Genomic DNA, 15,307 nt, shown 5'->3' with positions numbered 1-15,307 from the left:
AGAGGTCACTGGTTCAATCCCAGTATCGCGCACAGGGTTTCCATTTGGAGCCCGCGACGAGCGAGAGCTCGTCACGCGGATGTAGCGCAGTTGGTAGCGCATCACCTTGCCAAGGTGAGGGTCGCGAGTTCGAGTCTCGTCATCCGCTCCGGCGAAAGTGTCCCCCCATGACGGAGGGGCACTTTTTTATTTTCTTCGCCCTTGCCTCATTCACGGTAGATAGTGGCACAAAATCGCAGATTTTTGATGCCTTGTTTACCGTGAGCGCTCAGGTTGGATAAGTTTGCCCGGGAGGTTGCCTGGGAGATGTCCAGGTTTGAGGTGGGGGCGTGTTGGAAGGGGACTTTTCCCCGTCGGTGGCCGAGCTTTTCGCCAGCCATTTATGATGTTTCTCACAGACTTGTCATCTCAAAGAAATGGACATCATGAGAGCATTCGCCCCGTTTTTGACTTCCAGGCAGAGCGCAGTACGCACCTTTTTCGCCGTTTTCGCCGTTGCGCTTCTCGCACTTCTCAGTGCGATAGCCGTGCCAGCGTTTGCACAGAATCCCACGGGCGTCACGCGCAGTGAAGAGCCTAGTTCGGCGTCCGCGGCTGACTCCGAGTCTGCACCGAGTGGAGATTCAGCAGAGGCACAGAGCGGTGCGACGATGCTTGTGCTCGACTCTTCGGGCTCTATGAATGTCCAGGATGCTGGCGGGCAGACCCGCCTTGATGCCGCGAAGGACGCAACGAAGAACTTCGTCTCCGAACTCGGCGGCACCATCCCGTTGGGACTCGTCACGTATGGTGGCACGGTCGACGAAGCCCCTGAGAATCAGGAAGCCGGATGCCGTGATATCCACGTGGTGAGTGGGCCTAAGGAGGACGTGGGGGATTCTTTCACTGGGCCAATCGATGACCTTCAAGCTAAGGGCTATACCCCGATTGGTGATTCCCTGAAGAAGGCCGCCGAAGAGCTGGGCGGTCAGCACGGGACGATCGTCTTGGTATCGGACGGCATTGATACCTGTGCGCCGCCGCCAGTATGTGAAGTAGCCAAAGAGCTTCACGAGCAGGGGGTTGATCTTGTCATCAACACGATTGGCTTCAATGTTGACGAAGAAGCCCGCAAGGAGCTTTCCTGTATCGCAGGTGCCGCAGGCGGCGAGTATCTCGACGCCGGGGACGCAGATTCACTGGCAGCGATGATTAAGAAGGCAGCAGGGCGCGCCGCAGACATTTACAAATCCGATGTCGAGCAGATTGAAGGCAGCGAAGATATTAGCCAACCAACGCAGCTTCCTCGCTGGGAATCCGGAGAGGACTTCATCTTCCGTGCGCAACTGGAGCCGCCGACTAACGGCGGCGAGGATACTCACAAGGATTTTCACGCTGAGTCATGGTCTATTCCCGTCAAGCCTGGGGAGCGCTATGTAGCGACGATGTACAAGACTTTGGACGGCGCGGTGGTTAAGCCGCGAAGTCTCGGAATGTCGGTTTTCTTCGGTGACGGTTCCGAGCCACCGACCGGTAATCATGGAGGTGAACAAGGCTCCATTGAGTGCACTGCTGATCAGGACGAGTTCCATACCTCCATTCGCACAGACGCTTTGCCCAGCGCGAGTGCCTTTACCCGAGAAATGGGCTCCGAAAAGTGTCCAAGTGACGAACTTGTCTTGACCGCGAAGCGAGCGATGACCCATAAGGCTGAGGAACCCCTAGACGTAGAAATCCTCCTCCACCGCATTGACCCTGTGTCCAACATGGATGAGCTGGTGAGCGGGCTGGACAGCGAGGTAGAGGGTGAGCTTCATGCCAATTTTGAAGGCGCTGAAAAGGTTCGCGCGGCTAGCTGGTTCAGCGATGCCATTGAGCTGGAAAGCGGAGACACCATCGAGACCGACATTGTGCGGGGCGAGGCGCAAGTCTTCAAGGTTCCCATGAAGGAAGGACAGCAGCTTGCTGCTGCCTTGAAAGTAGGCGAGATGTCTGATGAGAATGCCTTGAAGTACTCGTCCCTGAATTTGGAGATTCTTAACCCCGCGCGCGAGCGAGCTGGTGACAACGATTATATGTCGGCGTTGAACGAGGGCCAAGAAGTTGCAGCACACTCAGTTATACCGACGGCCTTCGCCAACCGTTTCGGTCAAAGTCAGGCAAACGGGCAAGGAGCCCAAGCTAACTGGTTGGAGGGTGACTATTACATCTTGGTCACCCTAGATGCGGGCACGGATACCGAAAAGGAAGATGAGGTATTCGATGGCAAGCGAGACACGGCGAAATATGCCCTCACCACCAAGGTGTTGGGGGATCCAATCCAAGGGCCCATCTATGAGCCTGTCAAGGACAAGACTGAGGCACCGAAGAGTGATGGTGACGAAGGAAATGTGGACCAAGCAGCAAGCGCCGACGAGGATAAAGGCTTGGGTCTTGGCACCCTAGGATTTCTCTTGGCCGCAGCCTTGGGCATCATTGCGCTTGCCGTCATCATCTTGGTGGTCATCCTTCTTCGCGGGCGTAGACACTAGTGCTACCTGCGGGAACTGCGGCAGAATCCACGCTTGCGTAGGCATAGGGAACTTTTCTGTCGCGTGCAACGACTACTTGATAACCCCACGCACTCCACGTGGGGTTAAGGATTGGCTAGGAGATCCCTCCCAGCGATAGGATGAGGGAACCTTCAATCAAAAGTTTCATCACGCCATCAAGGAGTCATCCAAGAAATGCAGTTGCGTCAGGTCACCACAGTAGTCGCCGCTGGGGCCGTGAGCCTCGTGATTGGGCTGTCCGCGCCACTAGCCGCGGCACATGACTCAGTCATTGGCGGCAACGTGGTGGGTGACGCACCGCTGGAAGAATTCCCCCGTGAAATCACGCTGGAGTTCTCTGGCATTCCTCGGGATGACTTCAACACTTTCGCCGTGAGCGACACAACCTCCGGCGACGTGCTCTTTGATGCCACACCCACCATTGACGGACGAAACCTCACCATTGAGGTTCCCCAGGACATCGAACCTGGTGACGGCGAATACCAAGTAGGTTTTCGCATTACCTCCTCCGATGGTCACTCCACACTCGGCTCGGTGCCGTTCAGCGTAGCTTCCGGTGCTGCCGGAGGGGAGGCAGGCAATGGGTCGTCTGGAGCCTCTGGCCAAAGTGACGCGGATGCTGCCGCGGAAGACGGCGGTGCAGAGGACTCCCAGGACCCCCTGAGCTCCCTGCCCGCAGCTGCTAAATGGATCATTGGTATCGGGGCAGTTCTCGTCGTCGGTGCGGCAGTCTTCGCCTTCGGGGCGAAAACACGTCGCTCCGATGGCGCAGGCTAGGCCACACAGGGCCTCGATGACGCGCGAGCCAATCCACCTCATCCCCTTCAGGTAATTACTCCAGAAAGGCATGTTCCATGCTGAAATCCCGTTCTTTCTTCCGTACCTCCGTAGTTGCTATCGCGGCTGTCAGCCTCACCTTGGCTGGTTGCTCGCCGAGCGAGGAGGACTCGACAGCTACCGCGACGAGCACCGCGGCCAGCGCTGACAGCAGCGCAGAGAAGGGTGCGGAAACCAGCACGTCGGCTTCTTCCTCCGCTGAGTCTGGCGTAACTTTCGAGGATGCTGTCGTGCGCGCCATGGAGAAGGACTCCGATATGACCGCTATCTTCGGCACGCTCCACAACAACACGGACAAGGACATCAACGTAGTTGGCTTCAGCTCTTCGGTGAAGGCTAAGCACTATGAGATCCACGAGGTCGTAGACGGCGTGATGAAGGAGAAGGAAGAAGGCTTCGACATCCCCGCTGGCGAATCCCTCGAGCTCGCGCCGGGAGGTTTCCACTTCATGCTGATGGGCGTGACCGAGCCCGTCATGGCCGGTGAGACCGCAACCCTTACGCTGGAGCTTGCCGACGGTTCCACGATCGAGCTCGGTGACATCCCCGTGCGCACCATTGGTGCCGGCGATGAAGACTACGGCGACATGGGCCACATGAACCACGGCGATATGGACCACGGATCCATGGACCATGGTGAGCACATGGACCACTCGGAATCCGCAGACGCGTCTGACATGAAGAAGGAAGAGCACGCGCACTAGAAACCAGCGTGTTCCGGGCCAAGGTAGGCAAGAAATCGGTTCTCACGAGATAGGGAGAAATCAAAAATGAGCGGGTTCGAGGAACCTGTCAGTCGGCGTGGACTGCTCGCCGGAAGCGCTGTGGCGGCAAGCGCGGTAGCGCTTGCAAGCTGTGCGAAAGGGGATGAACCTGGACAGGCATCTGCTGATGCCTCCGCGGATGCCTCTCGCGCAGCGCAGGCTGGGGACGCCGGCAGCACAGGCCCGGAAAACCGCGAGGAGACCATGGGTGGCGATATCGTCGCCTTCGACGGCAAGCACCAAGCAGGCATCCAAACTCCGGTCCAGGCGCACGTGGAGCTGGTGGGCTTTAACCTCAAGAAGGACACCACCGCTCGCGGCGCGGCCGCGTTGATGCGCCTGTGGACGGAGGACGCCCGTCGCCTCTGCACCGGTGAGAACCCGTTGGGCAGCCTCGAACCCGAATTGTCTACCACCCCAGCAAACCTCACCGTCACGTGCGGTTGGGGAGAGGGATTCTTCGACACGGTGGACGTCGCCAAGCCCAGCTGGCTGCGCGATATCCAGGCTTTTGACCATGATGACCTCCGCCCGGAATGGGGCCAGACAGATATCGTCCTGCAGATCTGTAGCGATGATCCTTTCACTGCCGCCTTCGTGTTGCGGCATATGACCCGTGCGGGCAAAGATTACGCCGACGTTGCGTGGATCCAGCAGGGATTCAGCCATGCCTATGGATCTGCACCGAAGGGTGTTACTCCCCGCAACCTCTTCGGGCAAAAGGACGGAACGGTTAATCCCCGAAGCGAGGAAGACTTCAACGAGCAGGTGTGGATCGAAGACGGCCCCTTCGCCGGCGGCAGCGCCATGGTGGTACGCCGCATCCACATGAACCTGGACACATGGGAGCAGCTTGATCGCGCAGCACGTGAGAACTCGACTGGGCGCACTCTCGATACCGGAGCTCCTATAGGTGCTAAGGACGAGTTCGACCCGGTGGATTTGGACGCCCGCAATGAGTTTGGGCTCAAAGCCATTGATGAGAACTCTCATGTCGCCAGAGCGCATCCGCCGGCGGAGCATCCAGAGCAAAAACTGTTGCGTCGCCCGTATAACTACAACCTGCCGCCGACTCCGGAGACCACCCAGCGCGGTGAGCTCAGCAACGCCGGGTTGATCTTTATTTGCTACCAGAAGGACCCGACGACACAGTTTGAGCCTATTCAGGCGCGCCTTGACGAAGCTGATCGGCTCAACGAGTGGATCACCCACATTGGTTCGGCCGTCTACTACATGCCGGCCGGAACTGAAGGCGAAACCTTCTGGGGCGAATCGCTCATACGCAGTTAAGAGGGGTAGACTAAGCCGCTGTAACTTTCTCGTTGAGTGCTGCTCGGCCAGGTATGTCGAGCGGCGCGTGAGCGCAAAGGAGCGCACCAAGTCATGGCGGAAATGATTCCAGCAGTCCCGGTGAACTACGACCCGATCACGGTCCCGGCCGGGACTGCCGTGGGAGCAGCGATGCGCGAGCATGAGCTGCCCAACAAGGGCCCCGAAGCAGTTGTCGTCGTCCGCGGCGCCGACGGCACCCTCTACGACCTTTCCCACACCCCGGACACGGACGCCGAGTTCACCCCGGTTGCTGCCTGCGAGGAAGATGGCCGCGCCGTTATCCGCCACTCCTGCGGACACGTCATGGCCCAGGCAGTACAGGCGGAATTCCCCGGCACCAAGCTGGGCATTGGCCCGGCCATCGAGAATGGCTTCTACTTCGACTTCCAGACCGCTGAGCCCTTCACCCCAGAGGACCTCAAGGCCATTGAGAAGCGTATGAAGAAGATCATCAAGGGCGGCCAGCGCTTCGAGCGCCACGTCTATGCCACCACCGAGGAGGCTGAGGCGGCATTGGCCAACGAGCCCTTCAAACTGGAGCTGGTCCAGGACAAGGGCAACGTGGACCCAGATTCCGATGAGGCCGCCGAGGTGGGTGCCGGAGATCTGACCCACTATGACAACGTCAACCCGCGCACCGGCGAGGTGGAGTGGTTTGATCTCTGCCGCGGCCCGCACGTGCCGACCACCAAGTACATCCCGGCATTCACCCTGACGCGTTCCTCTGCTGCCTACTGGCGCGGTGACCAGTCCAAGGCTGGTTTGCAGCGCATTTATGGCACCGCCTTCGAATCCAAGGAGGCCTTGGAGTCCTACAAGACCATGGTGGAAGAGGCCGAAAAGCGTGACCACCGCCGCCTGGGTGCTGAGCTGGACCTATTCTCCTTCCCGGATGAGATTGGTTCCGGTTTCCCGGTATTCCACCCCAATGGCGCTACCGTGCGCATGGAGATGGAGGAGCACTCCCGCCGTCGCCACATCGCGGACGGCTACTCCTTCGTGTCCACCCCGCACCTGACCAAGGGAGACCTGTTCAAGAAGTCCGGTCACCTGGATTTCTACGCGGATGGCATGTTCCCGCCGATGCAGCTCGACGGTGAGTGGGACGAGGATGGCAACTGCACCAAGCAGCCGCAGGACTACTACGCCAAGCCGATGAACTGCCCAATGCACAACCTCATCTTCGCCTCCCGCGGCCGTTCCTACCGCGAGTTGCCGCTGCGCCTCTTTGAGTTCGGAACGGTCTACCGATACGAGAAATCTGGCGTTATCCACGGCCTGACCCGCGCTCGCGGCTTTACCCAGGATGACTCGCATATTTACTGCACCCCGGAGCAGCTCGAAGAAGAGTTGACCAAGGTTCTGGAGTTCATCATTTCCTTGCTCAAGGACTACGGCCTGGATGACTTCTACCTTGAGCTGTCCACCAAGGACCCGAACAAGTACGTTGGCTCGGATGAGATCTGGGAGCGCTCGACGAAGATCCTGCAGTCGGTGGCGGAGAAGTCCGGCCTTGAGCTGGTCCCGGACCCGGCAGGCGCGGCCTTCTACGGCCCGAAGATTTCCGTTCAGGCTCGCGATGCCATCGGCCGTACCTGGCAGATGTCCACCGTGCAGCTGGACTTCAACCTGCCTGAGCGCTTCGAGCTCGAGTACACGGCGTCGGATGGCTCCAAGCAGCGCCCGATCATGATTCACCGTGCGCTCTTCGGCTCCATCGAGCGTTTCTTTGGCGTGCTCCTAGAGCACTACGCGGGTGCATTCCCGGCGTGGCTGGCTCCGCACCAGGTGGTGGGCATTCCAGTCGCTGATACCTTTGCCCCGCACCTTGAGGAAGTTTGTGCACAGCTGCGTGCACGCGGCCTGCGCGCTGACGTGGATACCTCCGATGACCGCATGCAGAAGAAGATCCGTAACCACACCACCGGCAAGGTGCCATTCATGCTTCTGGCCGGTGAGCGTGACGTCGAAGCGGGTGCGGTCTCCTTCCGCTTCCTCGACGGCACCCAGGTCAACGGTGTGCCGGTCGAGGCGGCAATCAACGTCATCGAGGCGTGGGTTCGTGAGCGCAATAACGAACAACCGACCAAGGACAGCATCGCCGAGCGCGTCTAGATGCATATGCATCTAGGCAGAGGCTAGAAAGGGAGAACATACAGAGTGGGAGAGTACGTCGATACCGGCCTGGGAACGCCCGACCGCTTAGAGCGCCTGTGGGCGCCGTACCGCATGAGCTACATCAAGCGTGAGGGCGGCGCCGGCGACGTGCCGAAGAAAGCCCACAATCCGTTCGTGGAGATTCCGCAGATGTCGGACGAGGACGGGCTCATCGTGGCCCGCGGCGAGCTTGTCTACTGTGTGCTCAACCTCTATCCCTATAACGCTGGGCACATGATGGTCATTCCGTACCGTCAAGAATCTGAGCTGGAAAACCTTACCGAGGAGGAATCCCGTGAGCTCTTCCAGTTTGCCCAAGCAGCTATCCGGGTTCTCAAGAAGGTCTCCGGCCCCGATGCCGTCAACGCTGGATTCAATCTGGGGCGCGCCTCCGGTGGATCGGTGGGGCAGCACCTGCACATGCACATTGTTCCGCGCTGGAGCGGGGACTCTAATTTCATGACTATCGTGGACGGCGTCAAAGTGCTGCCGCAGCTCCTCAAGGACACCCGCTCCCTGCTGGCGCAGGGGTGGGCGGAGCTCGCCGCCGAGGGAATTATCTCAGGAGAAGCGCATGCTTAGTGTTCATGGGCGCAAGCCCGCCGCCGTGGTTGTGGTACCGGTGGCCAAGCTCTTCCTCAAGATGGGCCTGACTCCCAATATCGTCACCATCGTGGGGACGATTGTCACCATTGCTATCTCGGTCATCCTCATCCCGCTCGACCACCTTTTCGCCGCAGCGCTACTCTCGGGGCTTTTCGCAGCCTTCGACATGCTCGACGGCACCATGGCACGCCTGACTACGGGCGGTTCCAACTTCGGAGCTACTCTCGACGCCTCCTGTGACCGCATTACCGACGGCGCATTGTTCGCAGCGATTGCCTTTTGGATGGTGTACGTCGACAATGCTCACCCGCTTAACTTCGCCGCCTGCATGGTGGTGCTCGTGAGCTCCCAGGTCATTTCCTATGTCAAGGCGCGCGGTGAGGCCTCCGGCTTTAAGATGGTCGGCGGACTCGTCGAGCGCCCCGAGCGCCTGATTCTGGGCCTCGGCGGCGTGGGTCTGGAGGGACTGGGGGTTCCTTATGCCCTAGAAGTCTCGCTCTGGCTCCTAGCTGTCGGTTCTGTCTTCACCATTTACCAGCGCATGCGCCAAGCGGCGCGCCAGGACACTAAAGCGCGTTTCAAGAAGGATCTTTAGCCTAAGTAATCGCTCCGCTCAGCCGGCACCCGACCCCGGCCCGCACAGAAAGGCTTCTCAACCGTGGCTCTAGTGGATCGTGAACGCCTGACGGCCGCCGCGTACATCGCGTGTTGGAAAGTTGTACGTTTTCTTCCGCAACCGCTGGCAGCCTGGTTGTTTGAGCGCGGCGCGGATGTGGCCAGCGACAATGGAAAGGGCATGGAGCAGCTGCGCCGAAACCTCAGCCGCGTGGTGGGCGCCGAAAACGTGACGCGCGAGCTGGTGCGTGACTCGATGCGTTCCTACATGCGTTACTGGCTCGAGGCCTTTCGCCTGCCTGCCATCCACTCGGACCCCGAGTTGCAGAAACGTCTATTGGCAGGGCTGCGCGGCAAGGAGCACGCGGACGCCTCAGTGGCATCGGGCCGCGGGGTGATCTTCGCCCTTCCGCACTCCGGCAATTGGGACATGGCGGGTGTTTTCTGCGTGGGTCACTATGGCGGATTCACCACCGTGGCCGAGCGCCTAAAACCCGAGGCGCTTTTCTACGCTTTTGTGGACTACCGCGAGAGCCTTGGCTTTACCGTCTTGCCGCTGACCGGCGGAAGTTCCTCGCCTTTTCCGCGTTTGAAAGACACCCTGGAGCGTGGTGGCGTGGTGTGTTTATTGTCCGAGCGTGACCTCACACGCACTGGTGTGCCGGTAGACTTCATGGGCGAAGAAGCCAACGTTGCCGCAGGCCCCGCCCAACTCGCCATCGAGACGGGAGCGGCCCTTCACGTGGTGCACTCGTGGTTCGATGGTAAGGAATGGGGCTTGTCCGTCAGCCCCGAGGTGGAAGTTACCACTCTTCACGAGACCTGCCAGCGGCTCGCAGAAGGCTTCGCAGAAAACATCCGAGCGCATCCAGAGGATTGGCACATGCTGCAGCCGCATTGGAACGCCGACGTAGAACGTCGGCGGGCGGCGCGCGCGAAGAAATAGAAAGGCAGAACACATCATGCGGATCGGTATTATCTGCCCCTATTCCTTCGACGAGCCTGGCGGCGTTCAGGCCCACATCCTTGACTTGGCTACTGTTTTTATTGAACAGGGTCATTATGTGGAGGTGCTGGGGCCGGCGTCGGCAAGCACGCAGGTCCCCAGCTTTGTGCGGAAGGGAGGCTGGGCGGTGCCGATCACCTATAACGGATCTGTGGCCCGCCTGTCCATCGGCCCGCACGTGCGCCGCAACATCAAGCGCTTCATCCGCGAGGGCAACTTCGATATCCTCCACATTCACGAACCGAACTCCCCAAGCTATTCCATGGCAGCCTTGGCACTGGCGCGCGGGTCGATCGTGGCGACGTACCATGCATCCGCCTCCAGTTCTCTCGCGCTGACTCTGGCCAAGCCTTTCCTGCGCCCATATCTGGAAAAGGTCCGGGGCGGGATCGCGGTCTCGGAGATGGCGCGGCGCTGGCAGGTGGAGCAGCTTGGCGGTGACCCCGTGCTTATCCCCAATGGCGTGGATACCTCCGTGTATGCCCTCGAGCGGGAGCGAGCTGAGCGTGAGCGACGCGATTCGGAGATTGAAATTGTGTTTTTGGGACGCCTCGATGAACCGCGCAAGGGGTTGGACATTCTTCTCGAGGCCCTGACGCTTCTCCCAGAGCCCGTCCGCGTGACGGTCATGGGAGGAGGGCATCCGCGAAGCGCCCCAGGGGTTGAATTCGTGGGCCGGGTCAGCGATGCCGAGAAAGCAGCCATCCTCGGGCGTGCCGATATCTATGTGGCGCCCAATACTGGAGGCGAAAGTTTCGGCATCGTCCTCGTCGAGGCGATGGCCGCCGGCTGCGCGGTCGTGGCTTCAGATTTGGAGGCCTTCGCCGCGGTGTGCAACGTCGATTCGGACACACCCGCCGGTGCTTTGTTCCGTAACGGTGATGCCACGGATCTAGCCCGCGTGCTGCACGATGTGGTGAGCGATTCCGGCAAGCGGCACGCCTTGACCGCAGCGGGAATGGAGAGGGCTCGCGACTACGATTGGGACCATGTGGCCGCAGCCGTAATGCGCGTCTATGAAACGGTAGCGGACGGAACAAAGGTGCGTGTGTCTTAAATGCCGATCGAAGTTGTCATCATCCTTGCTCTGGCGATTGTGCTCGGAATGTGGGCCCTGTACACAGCACAGCGGCTCAACTCCCTCCACATCCGCACCGATGCAGCGTTAGCGCAGTTGGAGTCCACGCTCGACCGCCGTGCGACGGTCGTGAGCGCGCTGGCGCCGGAGCTCGAGGGCATTGCGGCGCGGGCGGAGTCTACCGAGTTAGCACAGGGGAATTTCGATGAGCGTGCCACCCGGGAGCGGGAGTTGTCCGCAGCCATCCAGCAGCGCTTTGAATCACGCCCGGCCTTGCTTGCCGACGCCGAAGGGCGCATTCACCTAGCTCACCGCTTCTACAACGAAGCAGTCAGCGATACTCGTGCGTTGCGGTTGCGCCCCGCTGTCAAGCTGCTGCGCTTGGGGGGAACAGCGAAGCTGCCTGAGTTTTTCGAACTAAGTCAGATCGACATGTGAGCTGCTCGCGCTGCGCGATACTCGAGGCGGTGCCAGTAGAGAGCCAGAACAGCCATGACGAGGATGAGCTGGTTGCGCAGTACGAGGGCATACACCGGGTTGGGGTCCTCACCGACATAGAACCAGATGTAGTCATAGCCATAGGGGTAGATGACGGTTCCCAAAGCCGCTGTTCCCACGGCGAGGACGGCCATGATGGTGCGTACCCCTTTGATATCGGCGGCCCTCTGCCGTTGCCCGGCGGGTGACTTGGGGACGGGGGAGCGAAGCGCCACCGCTAGTATCGGCCCGAGCCACACGATGTACTGCGGGGAGAAGACCTTATTCGTTGCGATGAGAAGCAGAATCGCCGCGATGAAAAAGACCACGGTGGAATGTGGGCTCCAGAACCCCCGTAGAAAGTGCACGAGTGCTACGCCCACGAACCACACGAGGGCCGCGCCCGTCGCGATGGTGCTGATAGCGAGTGCCGTGTCGACGCCGGGACCGGAGATCTCATAGCTCTTCGAGGCCGCGTATCCCATCGTCCACACATTAGGATGGCGATGCGCCTGGTACACGAACCACGTAGCGGCTAGAGACTCAATCTGGAGGCCGCGCTCACCTTGATACGTCAACGGGGATAGAACCCTATCCACGCTGGTCATCGCTGCTACACCGAGGCACAGGGCAACGAGACTTCCAAAGAACGCGGCCAGCCGCTGCCAGGTATCGCGGGAGTTTGCTCTCCCGACAAGCCCGGCAGCGAGGACCCCCGGCCACAGCTTCGCGGCGGTGGCCCACGCCAACAAAGCTGAGGCGAGCCGCGGGCGGGTAGCCAGAAGCGCGCCCGCGCCGGCAACCAGCAAGGCAGGATAGAGATCGAGCCGCCACGCGAAGACGTGGCCTGCCGCCGTGCCAAAGAACACCCAAAACCATCCGGCGCTATATGCCCCGGGGTTGGAACGGTGATGACGTAGGAGAAGGGCGAGGAATGCGCCGTCGGCAAGCAGCACCATTGCCGTAAAGCCGATGGCATAGGCCTCGAAGTCGTCGCCGGTAATCCACGCAAGGAGGACGCTGGGCCAGGTGCCCACCTGGGGATATTCCGTCATGTCACGGGGGTTATCCCCGTATACGCCCGCGAGGTAGTACCGGACATCCCCGAGCGGACCCGTTTCGTTGACGAGTAGGTAGATAAGGAAAAGGCGTGCCAGCACCCACCCAGCCCAGATAGTCGGGACTTTAGCGATTATTTTCAATGGCGGATTCGACGTCGACGGGTGGGCCCAAAAAGAGAAGGATGCTAAACACTACGGCAACGACGAGCAGCGCGATGAGCGCGGTGCGGACGGGGTGGCGCACTGCCTGGGCTAAGAGCTTGTCGAAGAAATTCTGCGGCTCCGCGTCATCGCTAAACCGCCACGGACCAGCAACGAGCCCGCGCCGCGACACCCACAGCGCAAAAGGCAAGGCTGCGAAAGGAATCACGGTGACAACCAGGCCCAGGATCCCGATACCCAATGGCCACCGGTTGTTGATCCACACCAGGGCCGTCATGAGCAAAAAGCACAGGAAGCCGAAGCCGTGGATACCTCCCGCAAGTGGGGTGAGTGCTGCGGTGGTGCCCGAGTACTTGAGGATCATCGAGAGGATCAGCAATCCCCACGTGACCATTTCCAGGTAAGCGGCTACGCGGTGCACGCTGTGCGGCGTGGTTGAAGTCATGCGGAATATAGTACGCAACCTCCGGGGGTGGATCAGCACGTGAGTAGGATAGTCGGGGTTAGTGTGGCGGGCGCCATATCGCGGCGAACGCCACAACGCACAAGGAAGGGAGCAAGACATGGCAACGGTGGCCCAGGCGGTCGACCTCGAGCGAATCGGCGACGACGAGTTCCGCGGCCCTGTGGTTCCATCGCTTATTACGCGCACCTTTGGCGGGCAAACCATGGCGCAGGCGCTCCGCGCGGCGCAGCTCACCGTTGACGACAAGTTTGCCCACTCCATGCACTGCTACTTCGTGGGGCCGGGCGATTCTGGCGCTCCCACCACCATTCGGGTCGAGCGGATTAGGGATGGCCGCTCTTTTGCGCACCGACACGTACGGGTCTTTCAAAACGAACGCTTGATCTTCATGCTCAGCGCTGGTTTCCAAGCGCCAGGGGACAGTGGTCCAGAGCACCAAGCAGACATGCCGCAGGTGCCGCCACCGGAGAGTATTAAGGACTCGCCCTATTCCACCCGAATCATCTTGAAAGAGTGGGAAGACTGGGACGTGCGGCTTGTCCCGGATGCGGACCGCGACGCGATTGCCGCGGAAACCACCGGTGCCGGGTTTAGGAATATTTGGTTCCGTAACACTGGTGACTTTCTTACCACTGCCGACCAGTCTCTCCACCAGGCGGCGCTGCTGTATATGTCGGACATGACGCTGATTCGTACAGCATTGCTTCCGCACCAGGGCGAGAGGATTCAGCTAGCCAGCCTGGACCATTCTCTGTGGTTCTTGCGGCCAGTTCGAGTGGATGAGTGGATGTTGTATTCGCAGTCTAGCCCGTCAGCACAAACCGGGACGGGGCTAGCAGAGGGCAAGATCTTCAATCAGCGCGGCGAGCTACTGGCCGTGGCGATGCAGGAGGGCCTGACGCGCATCCTGCATCCGGACGCCGAAGGCTCAAGCGCCAACGGGAATTGGCAAAACGTTTAGCCACCGGGGGTCAGCACCACGGCGTGCGAGACGCACGCGCGGACCCCTGTTCCGGTGGATCCAGGACAAGGCCGTATAATTGCAGCAGTTTCTACAAGCTTTTTATATAGCCACATCGAAAGGGATGACATGGCAGGCCACTCTAAATGGGCAACAACGAAGCACAAGAAGGCGGCGAACGATGCCAAGCGTGGCAAGGAATTTGCCAAGCTGATTAAGAATATCGAGGTGGCCGCCCGCACCGGTGGCGGTGATCCCGCCGCAAACCCAACCCTTGATGACATGATTAGGAAGGCCAAGAAGGCCTCTGTTCCTAACGACAACATTGAGCGCGCCCGCAAGCGCGGCTCCGGCGAAGAAGCCGGCGGTGCCGATTGGGAAACCGTGATGTACGAGGGCTATGGCCCGAACGGTGTTGCCATGCTCATCGAGTGCTTGACGGATAACCGCAACCGCGCGGCGACGGACGTGCGCACCGCCATGACCAAGAACGGCGGCAACCTCGGAGAGTCCGGCTCCGTGGCGTACATGTTCGCCCGCACCGGCTTGGTGTTGGTGGAAAAGGGAGAGCTTAGCGAAGACGACATCCTGCTCGCTGTGCTGGAGGCTGGCGCTGAGGAGGTCAACGACAACGGCGAGAAGTTTGAGATTACCTGTGCACCGGGTGATATCCCCGCCGTGCGCGAGGCGCTCGTTGCTGCCGATATCGAGGTCGATGACACCGATACCGATTTCCGCGCCTCGGTCGAGGTGCCGCTGCAGGCAGATGATGCCCGCAAGATCTTCCGCCTCATCGACGCTCTTGAGGATTCGGACGATGTCCAGAACGTTTACACCAACATGGACTTGAGCGAAGAGGTCCTCGCCCAGCTGGACGAGGACTAACGCGGCTAGTCGAGCTTGAGGCCTTCCATGCCATGAGCAGTTACCGTCTCTGACAGCGGGGCACGGCCCGGGGATGTGTTGAACACAGGGCTGGACTCGTCTGCAATGCCGAAGGTCAGGGCGGTGACAAGCTTGTGCTCCTCGTCCACTCCGAGGAATTCACGGACGGTCGGGGCGAGGAGCGAAATCATGCCTTGCGGGACACCGCGGTAGCCGTGCGCTTGAAGCGAGAGCAAGAAATTCTCCGCATAGGTACCTTGATCAAAGGCAGCGCGGATACGGTCGCCCATTGGGGGAATGAAGAGCAAAGCCGTGTGTGGGGCGCCGAAGAAGCGAAGGGGCCTGACCCCCGGAAAGTAGACACGTCGG

General features: G+C 60.2%; 15 protein-coding genes and 2 tRNA genes (1 of these 17 cut by a window edge). 14 read left to right on the top strand and 3 right to left on the bottom strand.

What is annotated here, in order from left to right:
- From HMPREF2526_RS13510 to HMPREF2526_RS08825, 12 genes are all read left to right on the top strand, one after another.
- Nucleotides 1-32: transfer RNA gene (locus tag HMPREF2526_RS13510), tRNA-Val, on the top strand; it begins 150 nt to the left of the window's first position.
- A gap of 43 nt (nt 33-75) precedes the next feature.
- Nucleotides 76-148 (top strand) — tRNA-Gly (locus tag HMPREF2526_RS08875).
- A 379-nt stretch (nt 149-527) separates the two neighbouring features.
- Entirely contained in the window at nt 528-2,510 is a 1,983-nt protein-coding gene (locus HMPREF2526_RS08870) for a vWA domain-containing protein (RefSeq protein ID WP_246819094.1), read from the top strand.
- 195 nt (nt 2,511-2,705) lie between these two features.
- Nucleotides 2,706-3,308 carry a copper resistance CopC family protein gene (locus tag HMPREF2526_RS08865; protein WP_046648167.1) on the top strand — a complete coding sequence of 201 codons (603 nt, stop codon included), beginning with the start codon at nt 2,706-2,708 and terminating at the stop codon, nt 3,306-3,308.
- A 77-nt stretch (nt 3,309-3,385) separates the two neighbouring features.
- On the top strand, nt 3,386-4,072 hold the full coding sequence (locus HMPREF2526_RS08860) for a copper chaperone PCu(A)C (RefSeq protein ID WP_070547082.1): 687 nt from the start codon (nt 3,386-3,388) through the stop codon (nt 4,070-4,072).
- A 66-nt stretch (nt 4,073-4,138) separates the two neighbouring features.
- Nucleotides 4,139-5,422 (top strand): Dyp-type peroxidase, encoded by a 1,284-nt coding sequence (locus HMPREF2526_RS08855; protein WP_070547080.1) that lies wholly within the window; start codon nt 4,139-4,141, stop codon nt 5,420-5,422.
- Between the two features lie 93 nt (nt 5,423-5,515).
- Entirely contained in the window at nt 5,516-7,579 is a 2,064-nt protein-coding gene (gene thrS / locus HMPREF2526_RS08850; RefSeq protein ID WP_070547078.1) for a threonine--tRNA ligase, read from the top strand.
- Nucleotides 7,580-7,624: 45 nt separating this feature from the next.
- Nucleotides 7,625-8,203 (top strand): ATP adenylyltransferase, encoded by a 579-nt coding sequence (locus HMPREF2526_RS08845; protein ID WP_070547076.1) that lies wholly within the window; start codon nt 7,625-7,627, stop codon nt 8,201-8,203.
- Complete coding sequence (gene pgsA, locus HMPREF2526_RS08840) at nt 8,196-8,822, top strand: phosphatidylinositol phosphate synthase (RefSeq protein WP_046648162.1); 627 nt, start codon at nt 8,196-8,198, stop codon at nt 8,820-8,822. Before HMPREF2526_RS08845 ends, pgsA begins: the two co-directional genes overlap by 8 nt.
- A 63-nt stretch (nt 8,823-8,885) precedes the next feature.
- On the top strand, nt 8,886-9,788 hold the full coding sequence (locus tag HMPREF2526_RS08835; RefSeq protein WP_070547074.1) for a phosphatidylinositol mannoside acyltransferase: 903 nt from the start codon (nt 8,886-8,888) through the stop codon (nt 9,786-9,788).
- A 16-nt stretch (nt 9,789-9,804) separates the two neighbouring features.
- The gene (locus tag HMPREF2526_RS08830; protein WP_070513194.1) at nt 9,805-10,905 is read left to right on the top strand and encodes a glycosyltransferase family 4 protein; all 1,101 of its coding nucleotides are present in this window, start codon (nt 9,805-9,807) and stop codon (nt 10,903-10,905) included.
- Nucleotides 10,906-11,364 carry a LemA family protein gene (locus HMPREF2526_RS08825; RefSeq protein ID WP_070513198.1) on the top strand — a complete coding sequence of 153 codons (459 nt, stop codon included), beginning with the start codon at nt 10,906-10,908 and terminating at the stop codon, nt 11,362-11,364.
- Here the strand turns inward: HMPREF2526_RS08825 and HMPREF2526_RS08820 are convergent.
- Entirely contained in the window at nt 11,349-12,458 is a 1,110-nt protein-coding gene (locus HMPREF2526_RS08820) for a DUF2029 domain-containing protein (RefSeq protein WP_246819095.1), read from the bottom strand. The two genes, HMPREF2526_RS08825 and HMPREF2526_RS08820, sit on opposite strands and share 16 nt — an antisense overlap.
- Before the next feature lie 130 nt (nt 12,459-12,588).
- Nucleotides 12,589-13,071, bottom strand: coding sequence for a DUF3817 domain-containing protein (locus tag HMPREF2526_RS08815; RefSeq protein WP_046648157.1), 483 nt, complete (start codon nt 13,069-13,071; stop codon nt 12,589-12,591).
- A gap of 118 nt (nt 13,072-13,189) precedes the next feature.
- Here HMPREF2526_RS08815 and HMPREF2526_RS08810 point away from each other — a divergent pair, with 118 nt between their 5' ends.
- Nucleotides 13,190-14,053 (top strand): acyl-CoA thioesterase, encoded by an 864-nt coding sequence (locus HMPREF2526_RS08810; RefSeq protein ID WP_070516924.1) that lies wholly within the window; start codon nt 13,190-13,192, stop codon nt 14,051-14,053.
- A gap of 129 nt (nt 14,054-14,182) precedes the next feature.
- Complete coding sequence (locus HMPREF2526_RS08805) at nt 14,183-14,938, top strand: YebC/PmpR family DNA-binding transcriptional regulator (protein WP_070516926.1); 756 nt, start codon at nt 14,183-14,185, stop codon at nt 14,936-14,938.
- Nucleotides 14,939-14,943: 5 nt separating this feature from the next.
- Here the strand turns inward: HMPREF2526_RS08805 and HMPREF2526_RS08800 are convergent.
- Nucleotides 14,944-15,307 (bottom strand): nitroreductase family protein (locus HMPREF2526_RS08800; protein ID WP_210384411.1); only part of this gene is annotated, 364 nt, incomplete at its 5' end.

Source organism: Corynebacterium sp. HMSC070E08, assembly GCF_001808895.1.
GTDB lineage: Bacteria > Actinomycetota > Actinomycetes > Mycobacteriales > Mycobacteriaceae > Corynebacterium > Corynebacterium hiratae.
Note: the sequence above shows the minus strand (reverse complement) of the source record. Positions and strands in the feature narration are given on the sequence as shown.